The sequence below is a fragment of the Bacillus sp. GW823-FHT06A11 genome, from assembly GCF_058795355.1.
On sequence record NZ_JBXAHS010000001.1, the window covers coordinates 188,512 to 207,058 of the forward strand.

Annotated in this window: 23 protein-coding genes; 8 read left to right on the forward strand and 15 right to left on the reverse strand. The window is 31.7% G+C overall.

The genetic code is table 11. The features are described 5' to 3' along the window. Nucleotides 1–246 precede the first annotated feature (246 nt). Complete coding sequence (cspD, locus tag AC1Q8L_RS00765) at nucleotides 247–450, forward strand: cold-shock protein CspD (protein ID WP_000176366.1); 204 nt, start codon at nucleotides 247–249, stop codon at nucleotides 448–450. 86 nt (nucleotides 451–536) lie between these two features. Further along, nucleotides 537–722 (forward strand): cold-shock protein, encoded by a 186-nt coding sequence (locus AC1Q8L_RS00770; RefSeq protein ID WP_000286203.1) that lies wholly within the window; start codon nucleotides 537–539, stop codon nucleotides 720–722. Between the two features lie 43 nt (nucleotides 723–765). Here the strand turns inward: AC1Q8L_RS00770 and AC1Q8L_RS00775 are convergent, their stop codons facing one another. Next, complete coding sequence (locus AC1Q8L_RS00775) at nucleotides 766–1,317, reverse strand: GNAT family N-acetyltransferase (RefSeq protein WP_000885398.1); 552 nt, start codon at nucleotides 1,315–1,317, stop codon at nucleotides 766–768. Nucleotides 1,318–1,628: 311 nt separating this feature from the next. Here AC1Q8L_RS00775 and AC1Q8L_RS00780 point away from each other — a divergent pair, with 311 nt between their 5' ends. Continuing rightward, nucleotides 1,629–2,177 (forward strand): hypothetical protein, encoded by a 549-nt coding sequence (locus tag AC1Q8L_RS00780; RefSeq protein ID WP_000275232.1) that lies wholly within the window; start codon nucleotides 1,629–1,631, stop codon nucleotides 2,175–2,177. A 55-nt stretch (nucleotides 2,178–2,232) separates the two neighbouring features. On the opposite strand, the gene AC1Q8L_RS00785 is transcribed toward AC1Q8L_RS00780, so the two are convergent. From AC1Q8L_RS00785 to AC1Q8L_RS00800, 4 genes are all read right to left on the reverse strand, one after another. After that, nucleotides 2,233–3,624 (reverse strand): protoporphyrinogen oxidase, encoded by a 1,392-nt coding sequence (locus AC1Q8L_RS00785; RefSeq protein WP_000860346.1) that lies wholly within the window; start codon nucleotides 3,622–3,624, stop codon nucleotides 2,233–2,235. A gap of 177 nt (nucleotides 3,625–3,801) precedes the next feature. Next, the gene (locus tag AC1Q8L_RS00790; RefSeq protein ID WP_000417698.1) at nucleotides 3,802–3,951 is read right to left on the reverse strand and encodes an aspartyl-phosphate phosphatase Spo0E family protein; all 150 of its coding nucleotides are present in this window, start codon (nucleotides 3,949–3,951) and stop codon (nucleotides 3,802–3,804) included. Nucleotides 3,952–4,121: 170 nt separating this feature from the next. Continuing rightward, nucleotides 4,122–5,069, reverse strand: a complete 948-nt coding sequence (locus AC1Q8L_RS00795) for a hypothetical protein (protein WP_098311977.1) — start codon at nucleotides 5,067–5,069, stop codon at nucleotides 4,122–4,124. Between the two features lie 33 nt (nucleotides 5,070–5,102). Further along, nucleotides 5,103–5,663, reverse strand: a complete 561-nt coding sequence (locus tag AC1Q8L_RS00800) for a helix-turn-helix domain-containing protein (protein ID WP_000581029.1) — start codon at nucleotides 5,661–5,663, stop codon at nucleotides 5,103–5,105. Nucleotides 5,664–5,833: 170 nt separating this feature from the next. Between AC1Q8L_RS00800 and AC1Q8L_RS00805 the strand changes: the two genes are divergently transcribed. After that, nucleotides 5,834–6,721, forward strand: a complete 888-nt coding sequence (locus AC1Q8L_RS00805) for a DMT family transporter (protein ID WP_000841797.1) — start codon at nucleotides 5,834–5,836, stop codon at nucleotides 6,719–6,721. A gap of 25 nt (nucleotides 6,722–6,746) precedes the next feature. Here the strand turns inward: AC1Q8L_RS00805 and AC1Q8L_RS00810 are convergent, their stop codons facing one another. The 4 genes from AC1Q8L_RS00810 to catA all read right to left on the reverse strand — a co-directional run bounded on the left by AC1Q8L_RS00810 (nucleotide 6,747) and on the right by catA (nucleotide 9,901). Continuing rightward, entirely contained in the window at nucleotides 6,747–7,256 is a 510-nt protein-coding gene (locus AC1Q8L_RS00810; RefSeq protein ID WP_000405229.1) for a GNAT family N-acetyltransferase, read from the reverse strand. A 154-nt stretch (nucleotides 7,257–7,410) separates the two neighbouring features. Beyond that, nucleotides 7,411–8,349, reverse strand: a complete 939-nt coding sequence (locus AC1Q8L_RS00815) for a GNAT family N-acetyltransferase (RefSeq protein WP_025118050.1) — start codon at nucleotides 8,347–8,349, stop codon at nucleotides 7,411–7,413. Nucleotides 8,350–8,386: 37 nt separating this feature from the next. Continuing rightward, nucleotides 8,387–8,911, reverse strand: coding sequence for a GNAT family N-acetyltransferase (locus tag AC1Q8L_RS00820; RefSeq protein WP_000673976.1), 525 nt, complete (start codon nucleotides 8,909–8,911; stop codon nucleotides 8,387–8,389). Nucleotides 8,912–9,250: 339 nt separating this feature from the next. Next, entirely contained in the window at nucleotides 9,251–9,901 is a 651-nt protein-coding gene (gene catA, locus AC1Q8L_RS00825) for a type A chloramphenicol O-acetyltransferase (protein WP_000668543.1), read from the reverse strand. A gap of 200 nt (nucleotides 9,902–10,101) precedes the next feature. Here catA and AC1Q8L_RS00830 point away from each other — a divergent pair, with 200 nt between their 5' ends. Further along, nucleotides 10,102–10,284: a DUF4021 domain-containing protein gene (locus AC1Q8L_RS00830; protein WP_001060657.1), complete on the forward strand. Its 183-nt coding sequence runs from the start codon at nucleotides 10,102–10,104 to the stop codon at nucleotides 10,282–10,284. Between the two features lie 47 nt (nucleotides 10,285–10,331). Here the strand turns inward: AC1Q8L_RS00830 and AC1Q8L_RS00835 are convergent, their stop codons facing one another. Next, nucleotides 10,332–12,563, reverse strand: a complete 2,232-nt coding sequence (locus AC1Q8L_RS00835; RefSeq protein WP_000716586.1) for an MMPL family transporter — start codon at nucleotides 12,561–12,563, stop codon at nucleotides 10,332–10,334. A 121-nt stretch (nucleotides 12,564–12,684) separates the two neighbouring features. Between AC1Q8L_RS00835 and AC1Q8L_RS00840 the strand changes: the two genes are divergently transcribed. Further along, a complete protein-coding gene (locus tag AC1Q8L_RS00840; protein WP_000436024.1) occupies nucleotides 12,685–13,308 on the forward strand; it encodes a TetR/AcrR family transcriptional regulator in 624 nt (207 codons plus the stop codon). A 124-nt stretch (nucleotides 13,309–13,432) separates the two neighbouring features. Here AC1Q8L_RS00840 and AC1Q8L_RS00845 read toward each other — a convergent pair whose 3' ends face one another. Next, on the reverse strand, nucleotides 13,433–14,086 hold the full coding sequence (locus AC1Q8L_RS00845) for an MBL fold metallo-hydrolase (protein ID WP_000401473.1): 654 nt from the start codon (nucleotides 14,084–14,086) through the stop codon (nucleotides 13,433–13,435). A 118-nt stretch (nucleotides 14,087–14,204) separates the two neighbouring features. Beyond that, entirely contained in the window at nucleotides 14,205–14,612 is a 408-nt protein-coding gene (locus AC1Q8L_RS00850) for a GNAT family N-acetyltransferase (protein WP_000431735.1), read from the reverse strand. A 544-nt stretch (nucleotides 14,613–15,156) separates the two neighbouring features. Between AC1Q8L_RS00850 and AC1Q8L_RS00855 the strand changes: the two genes are divergently transcribed. Together AC1Q8L_RS00855 and AC1Q8L_RS00860 are read left to right on the forward strand one after the other, a co-directional pair. Continuing rightward, complete coding sequence (locus AC1Q8L_RS00855) at nucleotides 15,157–15,597, forward strand: MarR family winged helix-turn-helix transcriptional regulator (RefSeq protein ID WP_000192923.1); 441 nt, start codon at nucleotides 15,157–15,159, stop codon at nucleotides 15,595–15,597. A gap of 33 nt (nucleotides 15,598–15,630) precedes the next feature. Next, nucleotides 15,631–16,452, forward strand: coding sequence for a class I SAM-dependent methyltransferase (locus AC1Q8L_RS00860; RefSeq protein WP_000237902.1), 822 nt, complete (start codon nucleotides 15,631–15,633; stop codon nucleotides 16,450–16,452). 409 nt (nucleotides 16,453–16,861) lie between these two features. Here AC1Q8L_RS00860 and AC1Q8L_RS00865 read toward each other — a convergent pair whose 3' ends face one another. Genes AC1Q8L_RS00865 through AC1Q8L_RS00875 form a run of 3 tightly spaced genes read right to left on the reverse strand, consistent with a single transcriptional unit; the run spans nucleotide 16,862 to nucleotide 18,489 of the window. Continuing rightward, nucleotides 16,862–17,332, reverse strand: coding sequence for a DMT family transporter (locus AC1Q8L_RS00865; protein WP_000579012.1), 471 nt, complete (start codon nucleotides 17,330–17,332; stop codon nucleotides 16,862–16,864). 16 nt (nucleotides 17,333–17,348) lie between these two features. Then, entirely contained in the window at nucleotides 17,349–18,044 is a 696-nt protein-coding gene (locus AC1Q8L_RS00870; RefSeq protein WP_000431606.1) for a Crp/Fnr family transcriptional regulator, read from the reverse strand. A gap of 19 nt (nucleotides 18,045–18,063) precedes the next feature. After that, entirely contained in the window at nucleotides 18,064–18,489 is a 426-nt protein-coding gene (locus AC1Q8L_RS00875; protein WP_000676258.1) for a DMT family transporter, read from the reverse strand. Nucleotides 18,490–18,547 lie beyond the last annotated feature (58 nt).

Below are 18,547 nucleotides of genomic sequence, written 5' to 3' on the forward strand. Positions count from 1 at the left end.
TGCCTTTGTGCCTTTACTATTATCACCCAGATTAGTCAGTGGTATTACCAGCACTTGCTATTTCCCACCATTTGTTGTAAGATAGTAATTAAGGTCAATTTAACAGTATATTTTCTTTGCATATTATCAAGTATCAATCAGGGACATTTTGTACTCCTTATGGGTTTTTGATAATATGTGAACTTTTATTTTCATTCAAATAAGGCCGATCATATTGTAATTTTTCTACTTTTAGGAGGCATTACCATGACATTAACAGGTAAAGTAAAATGGTTTAACAGCGAAAAAGGTTTCGGTTTCATCGAAGTTGCAGACGGTAACGACGTATTCGTTCACTTCTCAGCTATCACTGGCGACGGCTTCAAGTCTCTTGACGAAGGTCAAGAAGTTAGCTTCGAAGTTGAAGAAGGTAACCGCGGACCTCAAGCTAAAAACGTTGTAAAGCTATAATTCAAACAATAAAAAGGTTGTTACCAGCAAGGTTAACAACCTTTTTAATATATAACTAAAATTTTTTACATAAAAGGAGTGGTTACATGTATCGCAATCGAAAGAACGATGTAGCAGAAGTACCACCAGAACAAACCCCTGTTTGGGAATGTGAATCAGAGGATTGTTTAGGATGGATGAGAAAGAACTTTTCATTTGAAGAAGAGCCTAAATGCCCTTTATGTAAAAGTAGCATGAAAAGCGGAGAACGTTTATTACCTAAATTAGGTTAATTTATAATAAAAAAAACCTCTTTTAATTAAGAGGTTTTTTTTATTATAAATTTATGTCCTCAATATCAGTTCGCACTATAGAATACAATAATGCATCGTGTTGCTTATTTCCTTGATGAATATATCCGCGCAATAGACCTTCCTTTTGAAAGCCGATTTTAGATAACATTCTACAAGAAGTAACATTTTCAGGATATGTAATAGCTCCAATTCTAAACAAACCCAAATCTTTAAACCCATAATCAATAATTTCTCGAGCCGCTTCTGACGCATAACCATTTCCCCAATAACGAGGATGCAGGTCATATCCAATCTCAGATCGTTTACTCCATAATTGTAAATTGTTTAGTCCAATTGTTCCTATTAAAACGTTCGTTTCTTTTAACACAATTCCCCATCGTATTGCCTTTTTCTCAAAGTAATTTTTCGAAAAAGATTCGATCATACGTGAAGCTTGTCCAAACTCCGTAAAAGAATTCATACCGTAATAACACGTTACTTCATCCAATGAAAAGATTTCATATATTTTTTGACAATAAGATTGTTCTATTTCAACTAAACGTAAGCGTTCTGTTTCTAATATAGGAAATGCCATAGGATCACTCCTTTCTCTCTACTCATTCATTATATCAGAAAAAATATTTATAATTACTAAAGTCCTTATTGTTCCATAAATCAAACATTTCTAATGACGCATTCCCTCTTTATTCTATATACACGAATTGGATACCTTCTGATTACTACTCAAACATTACGCTATAATTTCCATAAATCGAATTTCAAATTATCAAGAACTGTAAAAAAAATTGTTTCTTCATTTTCTCCTTCCAAACAACCACCCTACCCCATACATTTATGGTAAAATATAGTTAATATATTATTTTATTGTGGAGGTGTAAATTTCCTATGTATATATTCATCGGCTTATCCCTCTTACTCATATTACTTATTTTTTTATTCGCAAAAAAATTCACACCAAACTCTTTCATGATGACTAACTTTAAAGGCAATAGCTTTAAGACATTTTCAATCGGTATTTTAATCGCTGCCATACTCTCACTTTCATATGGAACTTATCATGCAGTAACATATCAACCTAGTTATTTAGATATTAAATTAAAAAATCAAAACTACACTGTTTTCGGTAATGTAGGCGAATTCGGTTATTTCTCCGAAGAATTATTAAAAAAAGATACAGAAGTTCAACTATATTTCGTCTCTTGGAAAAAAATGCAGTTAAAAAATCCGGTAATACTTATAGAATATCCTTCAGGAAAACAAGAAACATGGAAGCCAAATATCGTATTAATACCGATAAGTAAATTACAAGAAAAACATGATATAAAAGATATTTATCAACTATCACCGTATTCATTTAAAGAATCTGGAGAAATAACATTAACAATAAAAGAAAACAATGTAAAAAACAATAAAATTTCCATTCAAATAAAATAAATAAAAACTGTTCCTTCATTTTGCTGAAGGAACAGTTTTTATTTATTCTACAGTATTATTTATTTAATGTAGCCATTATTTCATTGGCAATATTCTTTCCATTTCCAATACACGCACCAATTCCAACACCGTAATATGAGGCACCAGCTAAATATACATTTGGATAAAGATTTGTCATTTTTTCTTGCAATGCTTGAACCGCTTGATTATGTTCTAAATGATATTTCGGCATTAAATCTTTCCAATTTGTAACTTCAACTACTTCTGGTTCACCTTTAATTCCGAGACTCTTTTCAATATCATATAAAGCTACTCGTACTAATTCTTCTTCACTGTAATCCTTGATTGTTTCATATACCGGATTGGTACTCTTATAAAACATTCTAACTAATAATTTTTGTTTACCCGATGTATGTTTCCACTTTCGACTTGTCCATGTACAAGCATCACAATGTAAATCACTGTTTTCCGTTACAATAAACCCCGTACCGTCAGCTGGTAGTTGTTCATCTAGTATGTCAAATCCTAAATAAATACTAATAAGAGATGAGTTTTTAAATGTATTAAACTGCTCATTTAACTCATTAGACTGTAATAAAGTTTGCGCTATATCATGTGGAGCTGCTAAAACAACATAATCTGCTTGTATTGTTTCATGATTTGCAAAAGAAATCTCATATCGATCTTCTTGTTTACTTACAGCCGTCGTTATAGCACCTTTTTTTACGACAGTTTCAGTCAGCACTTCTTCTAAGCGATTAATTATCGTAGATAGTCCACCTTTAAATGATACGAATTTTTTATTTCCTGCTGATTGAAATTGTTTTTTATTCTCTTCAAAACCTTTAATAATACTTCCATACTTATTTTTATAATCCAGTAAATACGGTAATGTAGATGCCATTGTAAGCTCATTCAATTTACCAGAATATACGCCTGAAAGCACAGGAGCAATTTGTCTTTCCACTAACTCTTTCCCTAAAAAGCTTTCTAAAAATAGAGCAAGTGATGTATCTTTCGTAAACTCTTTATTTTTCGTTATGAAATCTTTTAAAGCTACGATTTTCCCCTTCGTTGAGACTAGCGTACTGCTAAACAACGACCGGGCACTCATCGGTATCCCAAATATAGTATCAGAAGGAATTGGATGTAACATGTTTTCAGAATATATGTAAGAAATACCCGTTTCATTATATACCATTTCATTTTCTAAATTTAAATCTTTTACAAGTGGCATAACGTGTTCATTACGAGCAACGATTGAATCCGCCCCTGACTCCATAATGAAATCCTTTTCTTCCACACTATGGATTTTACCACCTAAATGCTCTTCTTTCTCAATAAGAATTAAATTTAAATCGATATTATAATCCTTTTTTAATTTTTCTAAATAAAACATAGTAGAAAGTCCCGTTATACCTCCACCGATAACAACAACTGTTTTCATATGTGCTGCGCTCCTAACCGATACAATTAATAATTCCTTTTTATTATAACCAAAAGTCCTTATATTCGACTAGCAAGTTGCGCATTCTGTAAGAAATTAGACAATATATTTTAATATATTTTCAAATTACCTAATAAAAAAGAACTATAACATTTACAAACCCCGTCATAGTTCTCTTTATTTTAAAAACATAAAGTAATTGATTAATTTGTCTAGTTCTTGACTCAATGCCAATACTTTTTCATGTTGAATTCCATAATCCGATACTAAATATAAAAGTTCTTCTTTTTTTATTTCAATTACTTTTTCCAATTTCGCTAGTTCCATGTCGTTTTACATCTCTCCAAAAATAAAATGTATGTATTTCAGTATAGCCTACTTACATAATTAGTAAAAGTAAAATACGCATGTAAAATCTTACATATTTGAAAAAATAATATACTACTAACAAAAAAAGAAACTAGATTAAACTTCCTTTTACAGATCATTAACGTTCATTAAGAATTAATAACATAACGGAATTTTTCTAATGTGATATCTTTATAATTTGGAGCTCTCTGTATATGATTAAAATAACTATATGAGAATTTAAATACATGACCAAAATCCCAATCGAATTCACTATAGTCTTTTATCCAAAATATATTTTCAGTTGGTAAAATATTTGCACGTTTAGATTGAATTAAAGGTAATCGATCTATAGGTGAGTGTAAAGTTATTTCCGTATTCAGCTTGAGCTTTTGGCTAGCTCTTAGTACGTATACTAGTTTTAACAGCGGACGTATCCCTCGTTGAAATATATCTATATGTCCTAAATCATACATTATATTAATTGCGTGGGAGTATGTAAGCAAATGCCCAATTAAATCATGATGTGATTCCGCTCGATAAATACTATTAAATTTCGATAACTCATTTAAAATGAACTGAGATACTTGTGTTGGATTACTCAATTCACTTTGTATCTCATCTTCAAAACTTAATTGTTTTACTTCTTTCGTCGTATAACCAATCCACGATCTACCTGGAATTGTTTTTCGAAATGATAAAATAAGAGTAGTAATCCCTTCAATTGCTTGATTATCACCCCATTTTTGTAGCTCTTTCATAGCTAATAAACTCAATGACGCATAAATGACGTTATGCCCCACCCAATGAAGCTCATCAATCGTTTGTTCTAAAGATTTTATAATCATATTCTCCGCAATTTGAAAATTCATTTCTTTTTTATCATCAATCATCTCACCAATTTTTTTCTTGTTCAGCATCATCCTTGTTTGCGAATACATATTACGAGCTGTTTCTTCATCAATATTATTATCTTTCATAAAAAAATAACTAGCAATTGCAGCTGCTCCAAAATGTGCATGCCAAATATCATTTGTTTCTTTTTTACATTGAGAAATAATTGAAAGGCCGCCTTTTAAAATACTATTGTTTTCCATTTTCTTCCTTCCCTAATAAAAATCACTATATTTTCATCCTAAAGATGGTGTCAGGACAAATAAAATGTGATTCGATTCATCACTTTTATTCAAAAATCGATGCTTCACATTCGGTGGAATACGTACAACATCGCCTTCTTCTAAAAAATATTCTTTTCCCTCCAATTCCACATACACTTCCCCTTTCATAATAACAGCAATCTCTTCCTTATCTTCATGGGAATAATGGCTTTCTGTTGTGTTTGCTTGTTTATTTAAATCCATCATTAGCATTTCAATACGTGCTTTCATAAAATCAGGTGTTAATACATCATATACAATGTGATCATTGTTTTCCCGATATACTTTTTTTCGATCTTTTTTCTTAGAAATGAGTGAATCTGTATCAATATCGTTAATAAAAAGTGTAAACAGCGGTACATTTAATGCTTTTGCAATTAATTCCAAAACATTTAAAGAAGGATTAGCATGTCCTCTTTCAATTTGGCTAATTAACGACGTACTAATCCCTGCATAATCAGCGAATTCACGAATTGTCATATTATTTTTCTTACGATAACTTAATACCGTTTGTCCAAGCCTATCATGTATCACAGTAAAACTTCCTTTCGTCCATCATAATGCATGTTTCGTTGTCTTTGTGCTGACATACTAAACAAAGGCAAATAACCCTTCCCTATTATCTCCGGGACTTATATACTTACTTTTGTACATTATATCGTATTAAGTTTATTATAATAAACATTCTATCGGAGGGACAAACTTTGAAATCACCTATTCTTTCATATTGCATCTTATTTTTTGGTGTATTCGCCTTATCAACTTCAGCTATTTTTGTAAAATTGGCAGATGCTCCTGCGACAATCATTGCTTTTTACCGATTATTCTTTGCCACACTAATTCTGTTACCGTTATTACTATTTAATAAAAATAGTCGAAATGAGCTAAAAACTTTAACGAAAAAACAATGGGCACTTGGATTCGTATCTGGGCTATTTTTAGCTGCACATTATGTACTATGGTTTGAATCATTACAATATACTTCTGTAGCAAGCTCTACAGTTATCGTAACGTTACAACCTTTGTTCTCAATGATTGGTGGTTATTTTTTATTTAAGGAGAGATTTACGAAAGGAGCAGTTATTGGTTGCCTCATCGCTATTTCAGGTAGTATTATCATTGGCTGGCAAGATTTCCAAATTAGTGGAGAAGCTTTATATGGAGATATTTTAGCACTTATCGCTGCCGGTATCATTACTGCTTATTTTTTCATTAGCCAACACGTTCGTAAAGATTTGTCACTTATACCATATTCGGTAATTAGTTATGGAAGTAGTGCTGGCTTTCTTGGCATATTTGCTTTCACACAACAAGAATCTTTCATCCATTACTCTACACAAACTTGGTTGTGCTTTATTGGATTAGCTTTCATTGCTACAATTTTAGGACAAACCATTTTTAATTGGTTATTAAAATGGATAAGTGCTACTGTAATTTCAATGAGTATTTTAGGTGAAACAATTGGCACTTGTATACTAGCGTACTTTATATTACATGAGACCATTTCTTTACAACAAGGACTAGGAATTACCGTTATTTTTATTGGTTTAGTATTATTTTTAATACAGCCAAATTCTAATAAAAAAGCATGACAGTATACTGTCATGCTTTTAACTACTAATTATGTACAATTAAACCATCCGGTCTAAAACGACTCATCATAATTTCATTAATAAACTTTCCGTGAGCTTTCAAATTCCCTATCTTTACTCCCTCTTCTACAAATCCAAATTTTTCATATAAAGCTTTTGCTTTTGGATTCGTTTCTAACACACCTAGTTCTACTCTCTCTAACATTAACCAATTATCAGCCAAATCAAGCATCTTCGTAAGAAGTGCTTTCCCAATTCCTTTATTATGATATTCACTATCAACCCCAATGAATAAATCGCCTGAATGAGATCTTCGGCCCGGACTTTGTGTTAAACCTACAAATCCAACAATTTCTCCATCATATTCTGCAACAAATTCAAATTGATTTGGTGCTAAATTTCGAATTCTATTTTCCATAGCTTCTACACGCATGCTAGGTAAGAAAACCATATACGGTAAAACGTCATCCTGCATACATATACGATGAATTGCTCTAGCATCTTGTATTTCTACTGCTCTAACATTGATCTCCATCTTTCTCTCCTCCATATAAATAACAATATATTTGTGTGTATTCTAGAAACGTTCATGAATGACCTTCTCGTCCGTATTTCTTTATGTCATTTTTACATAATTATTTCGATATAATACTTAATTTCCAAAAAGATTAACAACTATATCTATATGGTTAACTTTTCACTTTATTATATAAATTAAGCAAATTTTCGATCAGAATACCATTTAGTTTCATGCCGACTATATCACAATTTTCTATTTCAATATTTTTCAGATTACTATTACTTATGGTGCTACCTTCCAAATCACATTTATCGAATAAAATAGGTTCCTTCTCATCTCCGAGACTTGTATTTTTAAATTGCACTCCACCTAAAGTCACCAAATTAAATTTACTACCAGAAAGATTTAAATCTGCATATGATGACCATCTAAAATTTATATTTCTAAACTTTGATTGACTTACATTACAATTACTCATATTCGTATTCATTATATTGCTACCAACAAATGAACTGTTTTTTAAATTCACTTGATAATACTCTGTATTTGCTAAATTACAGTTTTCGTATTGACTATTTTTCATATCTTTATTTGTAACTACACTCTCTTTATTTGAGCTTGTTTTTATTCTTTTCACGTAACAATACTCATCTTCCGATTCAAAAATCATTTGGTAGCCCATCTTTTTATAAAAGTGATGATTATTAATTTGTCTACTAGATGTTTCGAGATCCCAAATCTTTATGTTTGGATATTCCTTTTCTATTAATTTCATAACATGTGATCCAATGCCTTTTCCTTGATAAACAGGATTTACAAAAATACGATCAATTCGACCGTACGACTTACCAGAAATCGTAACTATTATCCCTCCGATTATTTCTTTATCCATTACAACTTTGAAAGAATCCAATTCTTCAATGGAATATTCCATCATTTCAACTGAAGAATATCCTGGCGGTTGAATGTTATAATCAATGACATCATCTTGGCCGTATAGCCATTGTTTTGCTTCTGCATCAAATGTTCTTTTCATTATTTCTGTTAATTTCTCAGCATCTAAAATTGTAGCTTTTTCTATAGATATCATTGTTGTTTTCCCCTTCATTATTACAAACCAATAATTTTTGTGAATGCCATAATTATCAATTCACTTTTGTTTTTAATGCTTTTCCCATTATTACATATGGAACATCATTTTTACTTGGATGAAATGGCTCCAATACATTTATCCAATCTAATCTTTCATATAACGAACGTGCTTTTTCATTGTTTATTTGTGTTGTTAAAACACTCGTTCTATTTGAAACTCCTTCTAGTAATTTATTATGTAATTTCGTTCCAAGACCTTTATTTTGATATTGTGGGTGAACTGCTAACTCTACAAATTCAAAACAATCTTGCAACCATTCGTCTACTTGCTCTAGATGTAACGCTTCTCTCATTAATTGATTATAGTACTGTCCCTCCATTGAGCGATAACCATAAGTAAAACCAACTACTTCATTTTCATCATTTATTGCTACTATACCTTTAAAACCTGTATATTCTATATGCCTATTCATTCGCTTGATCATTTCATTGAAATTTGTTTTCTCAAATACTTTACAATACAAATTTGCCATATTCCCAATTAGGATCTCCTCTTTTTCAATGCTTACAAATTTCACTTTACTCCCCCCTATTAAAACATTTATATCCTTTTTAAAAACTAAGAAAATTAACACTAATCACTCTCTTTACTATTAAACTACAAATCACCCTATATTTTCCACAGTTACTTAGTATTAATGAATAATAAAAAGAGACCATGTAATATAAACATGTTCTCTTCTTTTATTCATTTTCAATTTTATCCCGCTATTTGCCGGGCAGTAAGACCCCCACCTCAAAATTCAGCGAAAGCAAAGAAGTTAGGTGGGGGATCAATTGCCCGTAAAATCCCGATTGGTGAGGGCTGACCCCCCCCACTGATTAAAGTTTCACTTTATATAATTAAAAATTAGATATTACTTAAGCCACTCATTGCAAGTATTACTTAACTGCTGTAAATCTTCTATAAATTTACTCGCATCATATCCATCACAAACCGAATGATGTACTTGCAATGAAACTGGTAGCATAACCTTGTTTCCTTCGTTAAAATATTTCCCACAAGTTATAATTGGCAATAGAAAATTTTCATCATTATTAATATTAAGATTAAATCCAGTAAAACTAGTCCAAGGTATGCTAGAAATCGGAAATACATTAGGCGGAATATTTTCTTTCGTGAAAAGACCATGAACACTAGCATAGTATCTCATATCGTCTTCATACTTTTTATAGAAAGTGCGGAAATCACTTGAATAATCCGTCCATATACTTGAAAAAGACTTATCATCTTTATGAAAGATTGTATAACTCGGTATCATTTCCTCCCAATAGCCTAAAACTCCTTCATCGTTAAAACATGTTCGAAATTTTTTATGATTATTTACTACTCTAGAAATTAAATATATAAAAACGGGATAAAATTTTATTCCCTTTTGATATACTTCCTCTAATAACATCGTGATATCAACATTCACAGTCATACTAAATGTACATTTCAACTTTAAATAATGCTCAAAATACCGCTCTCTATTCCAATCTTCTCTATCAATTACATGAAACTTCATTCTAATAGCCTCCTAAAATTTTCTTTTTATTTTAGAAGGCTAATTCCCTTGCTCTCACCATACTTGTTCACTCCTAACAGTTTAAAATTCACCCTAATTATTCATTTAATTATATAACATATGTAAGAATCAATTCACATATTTCTGGAAATCCATCCACATACTATAGATAAATCAAATGAAATTTGGAGGATACATACATGAATAACAAAAATATGAATAAAAAAGAAAATGTTACTGAAAACACTACATCTATTCAAAATAATAATACTGCAAATCTTACTATCGAAGAACAAGCAATGAACGGCTTATACGGAATGCCCGAAACAACAATTGAAGATGCTGATCACGCTGCAGCTGATGATTTGACTTCAAAAAATTAATTAACTACATTGAAAAAAGCCAAGGAAAATATCCTTGGCTTTTTTAACTATGCATCCACCTTTTGTATTTCTTCACTCTTTCTTGAAAGTTTACCTGGCCAAAAAGCAAATCGGCCTAAAACTACTGTAATCGCGGGTACGAGTAACGGTCTTACGATAAACGTATCTAGTAATACGCCAATTGCAGTTACAATACCAAATTGAACTAATACTTGAATTGGAAGTGTACCTAACACTGCAAAAGTTCCTGCTAAAATTAAACCAGCCGATGTAATAACACTACCTGTTTGTATTACACCATTTTTTACTGCATCCAAGTGATTTTGTGTCTTTCTGTTTTTCCATATTTCTGAAACCATAAAGATATTATAATCTTCACCTAAAGCAACTAAAAATACGAATGCGTACAACGGTATCGCACCTTGAATGGCCGGCGCACCCATACCGTAATGAAGTAATATCCATCCTGCTCCTAACGCTGAGAAGAATGATAAAACGACAGTTACAATTAAATAAATCATCGCAACAACCGATCGTAAGTAGACAAGTAATAGTAAAGCGATAATGCTAATCATTACTGGAATAATTACTGATTCATCACGTTCCGTAATTTGCTTTGTATCATATAATGAAGCTGTTTCCCCACCAATCCATAATTGATCTTTAGCATTACTAATCCCAGCACCTTTTAATACTTTTTCTATACTACTTTTCAATTTAGGAATTTGATCTAACGCTTCAATTGAGTATGGATTTTCCGCTAAAGAAACTTCATACATTTGTATTTGCTTATTTTCTTTTCCCTCTTTTGGCTCTTTCACTGTATTTACGAAAGAAAATTTCTCTAGTTCTTGTTTAATAGGAAGCTCTTTGCCTTTCGTATCAACAACAACTTTTATTGGTGCTAGTTCACCAGCTGAGAAATGATCACTAATTAACGTAAACCCTTCACGAGAAGGCATATCCTTTGGAAACGACTCTAATAAGTCATATGTGTATTGAATACGTGGTACGAATGAAGCCAATCCGCCTAATACAAATACAGTTAGCATAATTATTGTCCACGGTCTTCGTACTACAATATCTCCAAGTTTTTTACTAAAGGAGCCTTTTGATTTTTCAACTTTTACAGCCCTCTTTTTCTTTCTTGCAAACTCCTCATTCATTGAAGTTGTTCTCGGTATAAACGGGAAAAATGCAATCCTACCGAATATTAATAATAGTGCTGGTAAAATCGTTAAAGCAGCGATTCCCATTATAAATACAGCAACACTAAATGGTACTGCAAATCGATGAAAGGCTCCATAATGAGCAAGTAGTAATGTTCCTAATCCAAGTACAACAGTTAATGCACTCATTATAATTGCACCGCCAGAAGCTTTAATCGCAAGTTGTAATGCTTTATATTTACTTTCTTCTTCTAACAAGTACTCTCTATATCTCGAAATTAAAAATAGACAATAGTCCGTTCCAGCGCCAAACAATAATACTGTCATAATTGATATCGCTTGGGCATCTACTTTAATCCATCCGTGATCAGCTAAAAAACCGAGTGTAGGACTAATAATACCGTATGCAAAGCCAACAACAAGTATAGGTAAAATCGCTAAAATTGGTGAACGATACAGTAAAATTAACAAAACTAACACTAGTAGTACAGTAGCCACTAACAATTTCACATCTGCTTGACTAAATAAACTAACTGCATCCGTTTGAATACCTACAGGTCCTGATAATCGAACATGTAAACCAGATTCACTTATTTTTTGTTTAAATGGATCTTCATCCACCTTACTATTCACTATTTTTCTAAACTCTTCAAGATTTCCTTTTAATATATCTGTACCAGCAGATTTATTAAAAAATACCGGTGTAACAAATGATGTACCATCTTTTGATGCACTTTTTGATAATACTTGCTCTGGGATTGTATCAAATGGTGGTAACGTTGATTGTTCTTTTAAAGGACTAGCTTTTAACTCCTTATAAACATCTTGTATGAGTTTATAATCCTGTGACTGTAATCCACCATCTCTATACCATACTACTAACAACGGATTCCCTGCATTATTCGGAAACTCTTTTTTCATAAGCGCTTCCGCTTGCTGTGACATAGCTGTTTCAGGTAAATTTTTCGGATTCGGTTCTTTCGTACTGTTTACTTGTGGTAACGTAAATGAAAGTAATAATGTAATAAGAATCCACACCGATAAAGTGATCCACTGCGTATTTCTCCCTGCTACAAGCCTCCCTAACATATGTAACGGGTGCTTTTTCATAAAAACCCACCTTCCTTTTTTTCTCCATTATTAATTATATATACTGGTCGGTTAATTAATCAAGAATGATTGAAAATTATGTTATAATTATCTCAATCATAAATGTCAGGAGCGAATGTATTTGGAACAAAAACAACGTCCTCTCGGAAGGCCGCGTCAAAATAAAAATACAAAATCTACAAAAGAAACCATTTTAGAAGTAGCAACCCGCTTATTTCTTACACAAAATTATCAAGTCGTTTCTATGGATGAGGTCGCAAAAGTTTGTGGTGTTACGAAAGCAACTGTCTACTATTACTATTCAACAAAAGCCGATTTATTTACCGCTACTATGATCGAAATGATGGTACGTATACGTGAGAATATGTCTCAAATACTCTCTACAAACAAAACGTTAGAAGAAAGATTATTAGACTTCGCTAAAGTTTACTTACACGCAACGATGGATATTGATATGAAAAATTTTATGAAAGATGCAAAACTGTCGTTATCTGAAGAACAATTGAAAGAATTAAAAAATGCTGAAGATAATATGTATGAAGTACTAGAAAAAGCACTCGATAATGCGATGCACATCGGAGAAATCCCGAAAGGAAACGCTAAATTTGCGGCTCATGCTTTCGTATCTTTATTATCAATTGGGAATTTTAAAGATGAAAATCACAATCCTATTCTTGCAAATATAGATGAATTATCACAAGAAATCGTTTCTTTTTATTGGAGCGGATTAGGTCATACATATTAAACTGATTTGCTTTAATAAAAGAGCATGTTTGAATTTTTTCAAACATGCTCTTTTATAATTTATTTATATACTAATAATCAGATTATACTTCAATGCTGTTTAACACAAAATTTCACTTTAACTTTTACAAATTTTGAAGTTGAACATTTATATTCCGCTTACTAAATCCCCCATGGTAACAAACTACAGATTCAATATGTAAATTTAAATACTTCTTCAAAGACTGCCGTGCTTCCATAATATTTAAAGTTGTTGGGGCATGAATTCCTCCTAACACTCCATTCACACTATACATCGAGTCTCCAGCGACAAGAATTTTACTTTGTTTCAAATATAAACTAATATGACCCGGAGTATGCCCTGGAGTATGAAGAATTAGTATTCCACCGCAATATGGAAGTTCTTGCCCGTCAATCACAGTATCACTCACTTTTCCTTTTGGTCGGTTCTCTATATTTCCGTCCTTCAATAAAGGTAAATCCCCCTCGATATATGGCTTATCTAGTTCGTGCGCATAAACTTTAATATTACTTCGACAGCGCTGCAACAATTCCGGAAGACTACCTATATGATCAATATCCTGATGCGTCAAAATCACGACTTTTAACTTATCAAATGATACCCCAACCTTTTCCATCTCTACTTGTATATCTTCAATTTGTCCTGGGAAACCCGTATCTATTAATACTGCCATTTCATCATCCCATAAAAGAATTGGATGAATAACAAATTCTTGAAATTCAAGTTGTAACATTTCTATCCCTTTAGCAATCTCCATACAGCCATTCTCCTTTATGTTGAAGTTTGAAAATATGTACGAGTAAACTGAAAATATAAAGTGAAACTTTAATCAGTGGGGGGTTTTACTACCCGGCAAATAGCGGGATAAAGCACCTCTATCTTATAATATGTTTTGTCATCCCAATAGAGAATGCTTCAAACCCTATAGATTCATAGTAAGATTGCAACTTTTCTACACACATAAGTTGTGGAATAACCTTGTTTTGTTCACAGTGCTGGATTAATCGTTTCACTATTTCTTTTCCGATGCCACTAGACTGATATTTTGGCAATACACCAACTCCACAAATAATGCCTGTTATGACTCCATCTGATATGACACGCCCCATCCCTACTAACCTCTTATCATCAAAAACATAAATTGCATACCAACTTTGCTTACACATTCGTTCTAACTCGTTAACCGTTAATTTAAGAGAATTCCATCCTAAAGATTCGTATAAGGATAATAATCCATTAAAATCTGTAGGATGTTCACTTGTGTAGCGTATACTATTTTCCATGTAAATACTCCCTATTCTCTGGCTTGTTTATATTTCATAAAATTCCCTTTACACAAATCTGATTGATGTAAAAATAACTAGAACAAACTTCAATAAGAAAGATAGAATTCCTTCTCAATATAAAGTAAAAAGAAGTTATCTCACTTAAGATAACTTCTTTTATATAAGACTCTCATTATATTATCAACCAAAAAATATACAACTGCATACGATTAGCACAAACAAAACTAATAAACCATTTGAGAAATAACCCATAGAATACTACCCCTTTATTTCATTATGTAAAAGATTTTATCATAAAATTATTTACAACATAATAACCGAAAAAGACATTGTATTCATTAGTTATATACGTTTAGTAATATTTTTTTCGGTTATATTCTCCTTACCTAAAACCACTTCTCGCGCCCTTATAATTCAGTCCACATAAATTCAAAAAAATAGTTATTAGTAAACATTCATTTACTATAAAGAGTAACTTTAATTGATTTATAGTAAATTTAGTAATAAAATAATAACTAAATTCATAAAGGAATCAAAAACAATGACCCAAAACGAATTATTAAACGAATACATGAATTTATTATTAAATATGTCAGGTACTTTTAAATTACTATCGGAGAAATCCTCAGAATTTACACATTTAGAACAACACGTAGTAGAGTATATCGCCCAGCAAAAGGTGCCTGTAAACTTAAAAATGATTGCTAGTTATTTAAACATCCCTAAACAACAATTAAGTGTAACAGTGCGTAACTTAGAACAAAACGGATACATCATAAAAAAGCAAGATATGGTAGACAAAAGAGCTATATTAATCTCTCTGACAGAAAAAGCTGAAAAAGTACATTATGAGAGATGGAAACAAATATATAATAATTTCACAGTAAACCTCGAAAAGTTATCTGAAGAGGATAGACGGGATTTAACTTATGGACTATATAAAACAAATACAATGCTCTCAAAAATGTTAAATAACGACTAGATATATTGTTTATTATTAAACGGAGGATGTTTCATGGTTAAAGAATTAGATTTGCAATCTGTACAAGGTACAATGCTTATTCCACTATGGGGAAGAGCATATGGCAGTGAGAAAAATAAGGATATTTTAGATGATATAGAAGCTATTCGAATAATTAAAGAATGTGATTTTGACTTCTCAACAATAGCAAATACATTTGGCGAATACGGATGTATCACATACATTACCCGTGCACGAAAAATTGACGATACGATAAAACAATTTATAATAAAACACCCGAATGCTACTATTGTAAACATCGGTTCCGGACTAGACACTACTTTTTCAAGAATCGATAACGGTACAATACATTGGTACAATCTTGATTTGCCCGATGCAATCTCTTTTCGCAAAACTTTAATTGAAGATACCCCTAGAAACATTAGCATTGCTAAATCATTTTTTGATACTTCTTGGTTTGACGATATAAAATATAATCCAAACGACGGTATTCTTTTTATATCAGCAGGTGTGTTTTATTACTTTAAAGAAGAAGATTTAAAAAAGATGGTAGTCGCTATGTCAAAACGTTTCCCTGCAGGAGAATTATATTTTGACGCTGAATCAAAGTTCGCACTGAATCTTTCGAATGCTACTGTAAAAAAATCTGGTAATAACGGTGCTATGATGTATTTTTACGTAAATAATCCAAAATCAATAGAAAAATGGTCCTCTACAATAAAAGTATTGAGCTGCTCCCCTTTCTTTAAAGATATAGCTACAAATAAAGATTGGGACGGTAGTACGCGTATAATGATGAGAATTGTAAACTTAATAAAAATGTTGAAGTTTGTTCATTTACGGTTCAAAAAATAAAAAAGTAAAGAAGAGCTCAATACATTTATACTTAGGTCATAAATGTTAATTTTAATAAAATCAAAGGCAGAAACATAATTGTGAAGTGAAACTTTAATCAGTGGGGGCTTTGCTCATCCCCCACTGATTATTAGCCCTCACCAATCGAGCTTTTACGGGCAGCCCGAACCCCACCTAACTTCTTTGCTCTCGCTGAATTTTGAGGTAGGGGTCTTACTGCCCGACAAATAGCGGGATAAAATCTTGCATGCACTTTACGTAGGAGCTAAAATGTTGAATCTCATCGATTTCCAAATCATGTACACCATCTTGCAACATATGTTGAATCACTTACCCTCTCTTCTTATAACCCACTTACTACTTTTTAATTGTATATGTTCTGACCGTCAACATTTTACCTTTAAATTCTTTAGACCCTATCCTTTCTTATATGAATAGCTTTCTTATTCGAAAATAGATTTTTAAAAATACCTACTCCCACAATTAATAAACCTATACCAACTAATTTATTTATTTGTAATGGAATGCTCTCCATTCCAAATAATCCAAATGTATCAATACATAACGCAACGACCAATTGAGTAATAAGACTAATTAGCACCGTATATGCTGGACCTAAACTCTTTATTGCACCCATTATACAAATAATTAACCCGATGCCAAACAGTCCACTTACATAAAACAAATAATTTGCAGTATACACTTTAATGCTAATACTGTTTTCTGTAATGATATAAAATAGAATAGAACTAATGAGACCTATTCCAAGGACACATGTAGTCGTTAACCACTGTCCTACATTTTCATTTACTTTTGCATTAAAAACAGATTGTAAGCTAATTAATATTCCTGCTAATATAGCTAAACTAAATCCAATCAAAATCTTCCTCTCCCTTTCATTGCTCATATATATTATCTTTAGCGACTTCCTTCATTCTAGAAAAATCTTTAATGACAATAACTCCATTACTTTTTTCAATTAATTTTTCATTATAAAATCTTTGTAATACCCGAATTACGTGCCTATAACTTACCCCTATAAAGCCTGCAATACTCGTTACCGATGTCGTATCCAAATCCCCTTTGTACATATTTCCGTTACTATCTGTTGAAATTGAAAGTAAATAACTAGCTACACGTACTTCTACAGGATAAAGTAAATTAAGAGCAGTAAAACGAGTCGATATTTTTAACGTGTTCGCAATGTTTTCAAGTAAGAATTTCATAAATATAGGATCATGTAATAACTTGTTTCTAATAACCGTATTAGAAATGGAAATCGCTACAACATCTGAACAAGCTTCAACGACATTATGTGCTTTGCTATTTTGAATTAATTCAATATCACCAACAATTGCGAGTGGATTAATAAAGCGAAGGATTAGTTTCTTCCCTTCAGGTGTAATCGTATAAACTTTTACTTTACCTTTAACAACAAAATATAAACGATTCATTTCGTCATCTATATTGCAAATAAGCTCGCCTTTTTCAAAATGATTTAATTGAAAATATGCTGTATCTATTTTGGAAAAAATCTCGAGCGTTTTATTGATTTTCAAATAATGCGTAATTAAACTTGATCTATTCTCCATATTCATTTCCTCCTTTCATTTACATATTAAATACAACAATACCTATAATCATTACTATTGTTCCCACAATATGATATCTCTCCATCTGTATCTTTTTTATATGAAACAGTCCTTTCATTTCAATAACTGTTGCCGTTAACAATTGAGCAACCATTAGTGTGCCAGCTGTCAATGTAACTCCTAGTGAATATATCGCCATAGTTTCTGCACAAATAATGAATCCACCAAATGCACCCGCTACTAAATATATTTTTTTTACACTCTTTAAATCCGTTACTTTCTCTTCTTTCTTTAACAAAAATACAGTTGTTGCAATAATGAATCCAATTAAATGGGTTATAATACTCGTCGACCATATACCGATATGTGAACTAAGTTTCGCATTAAAGGTTCCTTGAAGTGTTATAAATATCCCCGCAAAAACAGCAAATAGAATACCTTTCAAAAAATCATCTCCTCATCCTTTATTTCTGACTTAATTAAAAACCATCATCCTATAATGG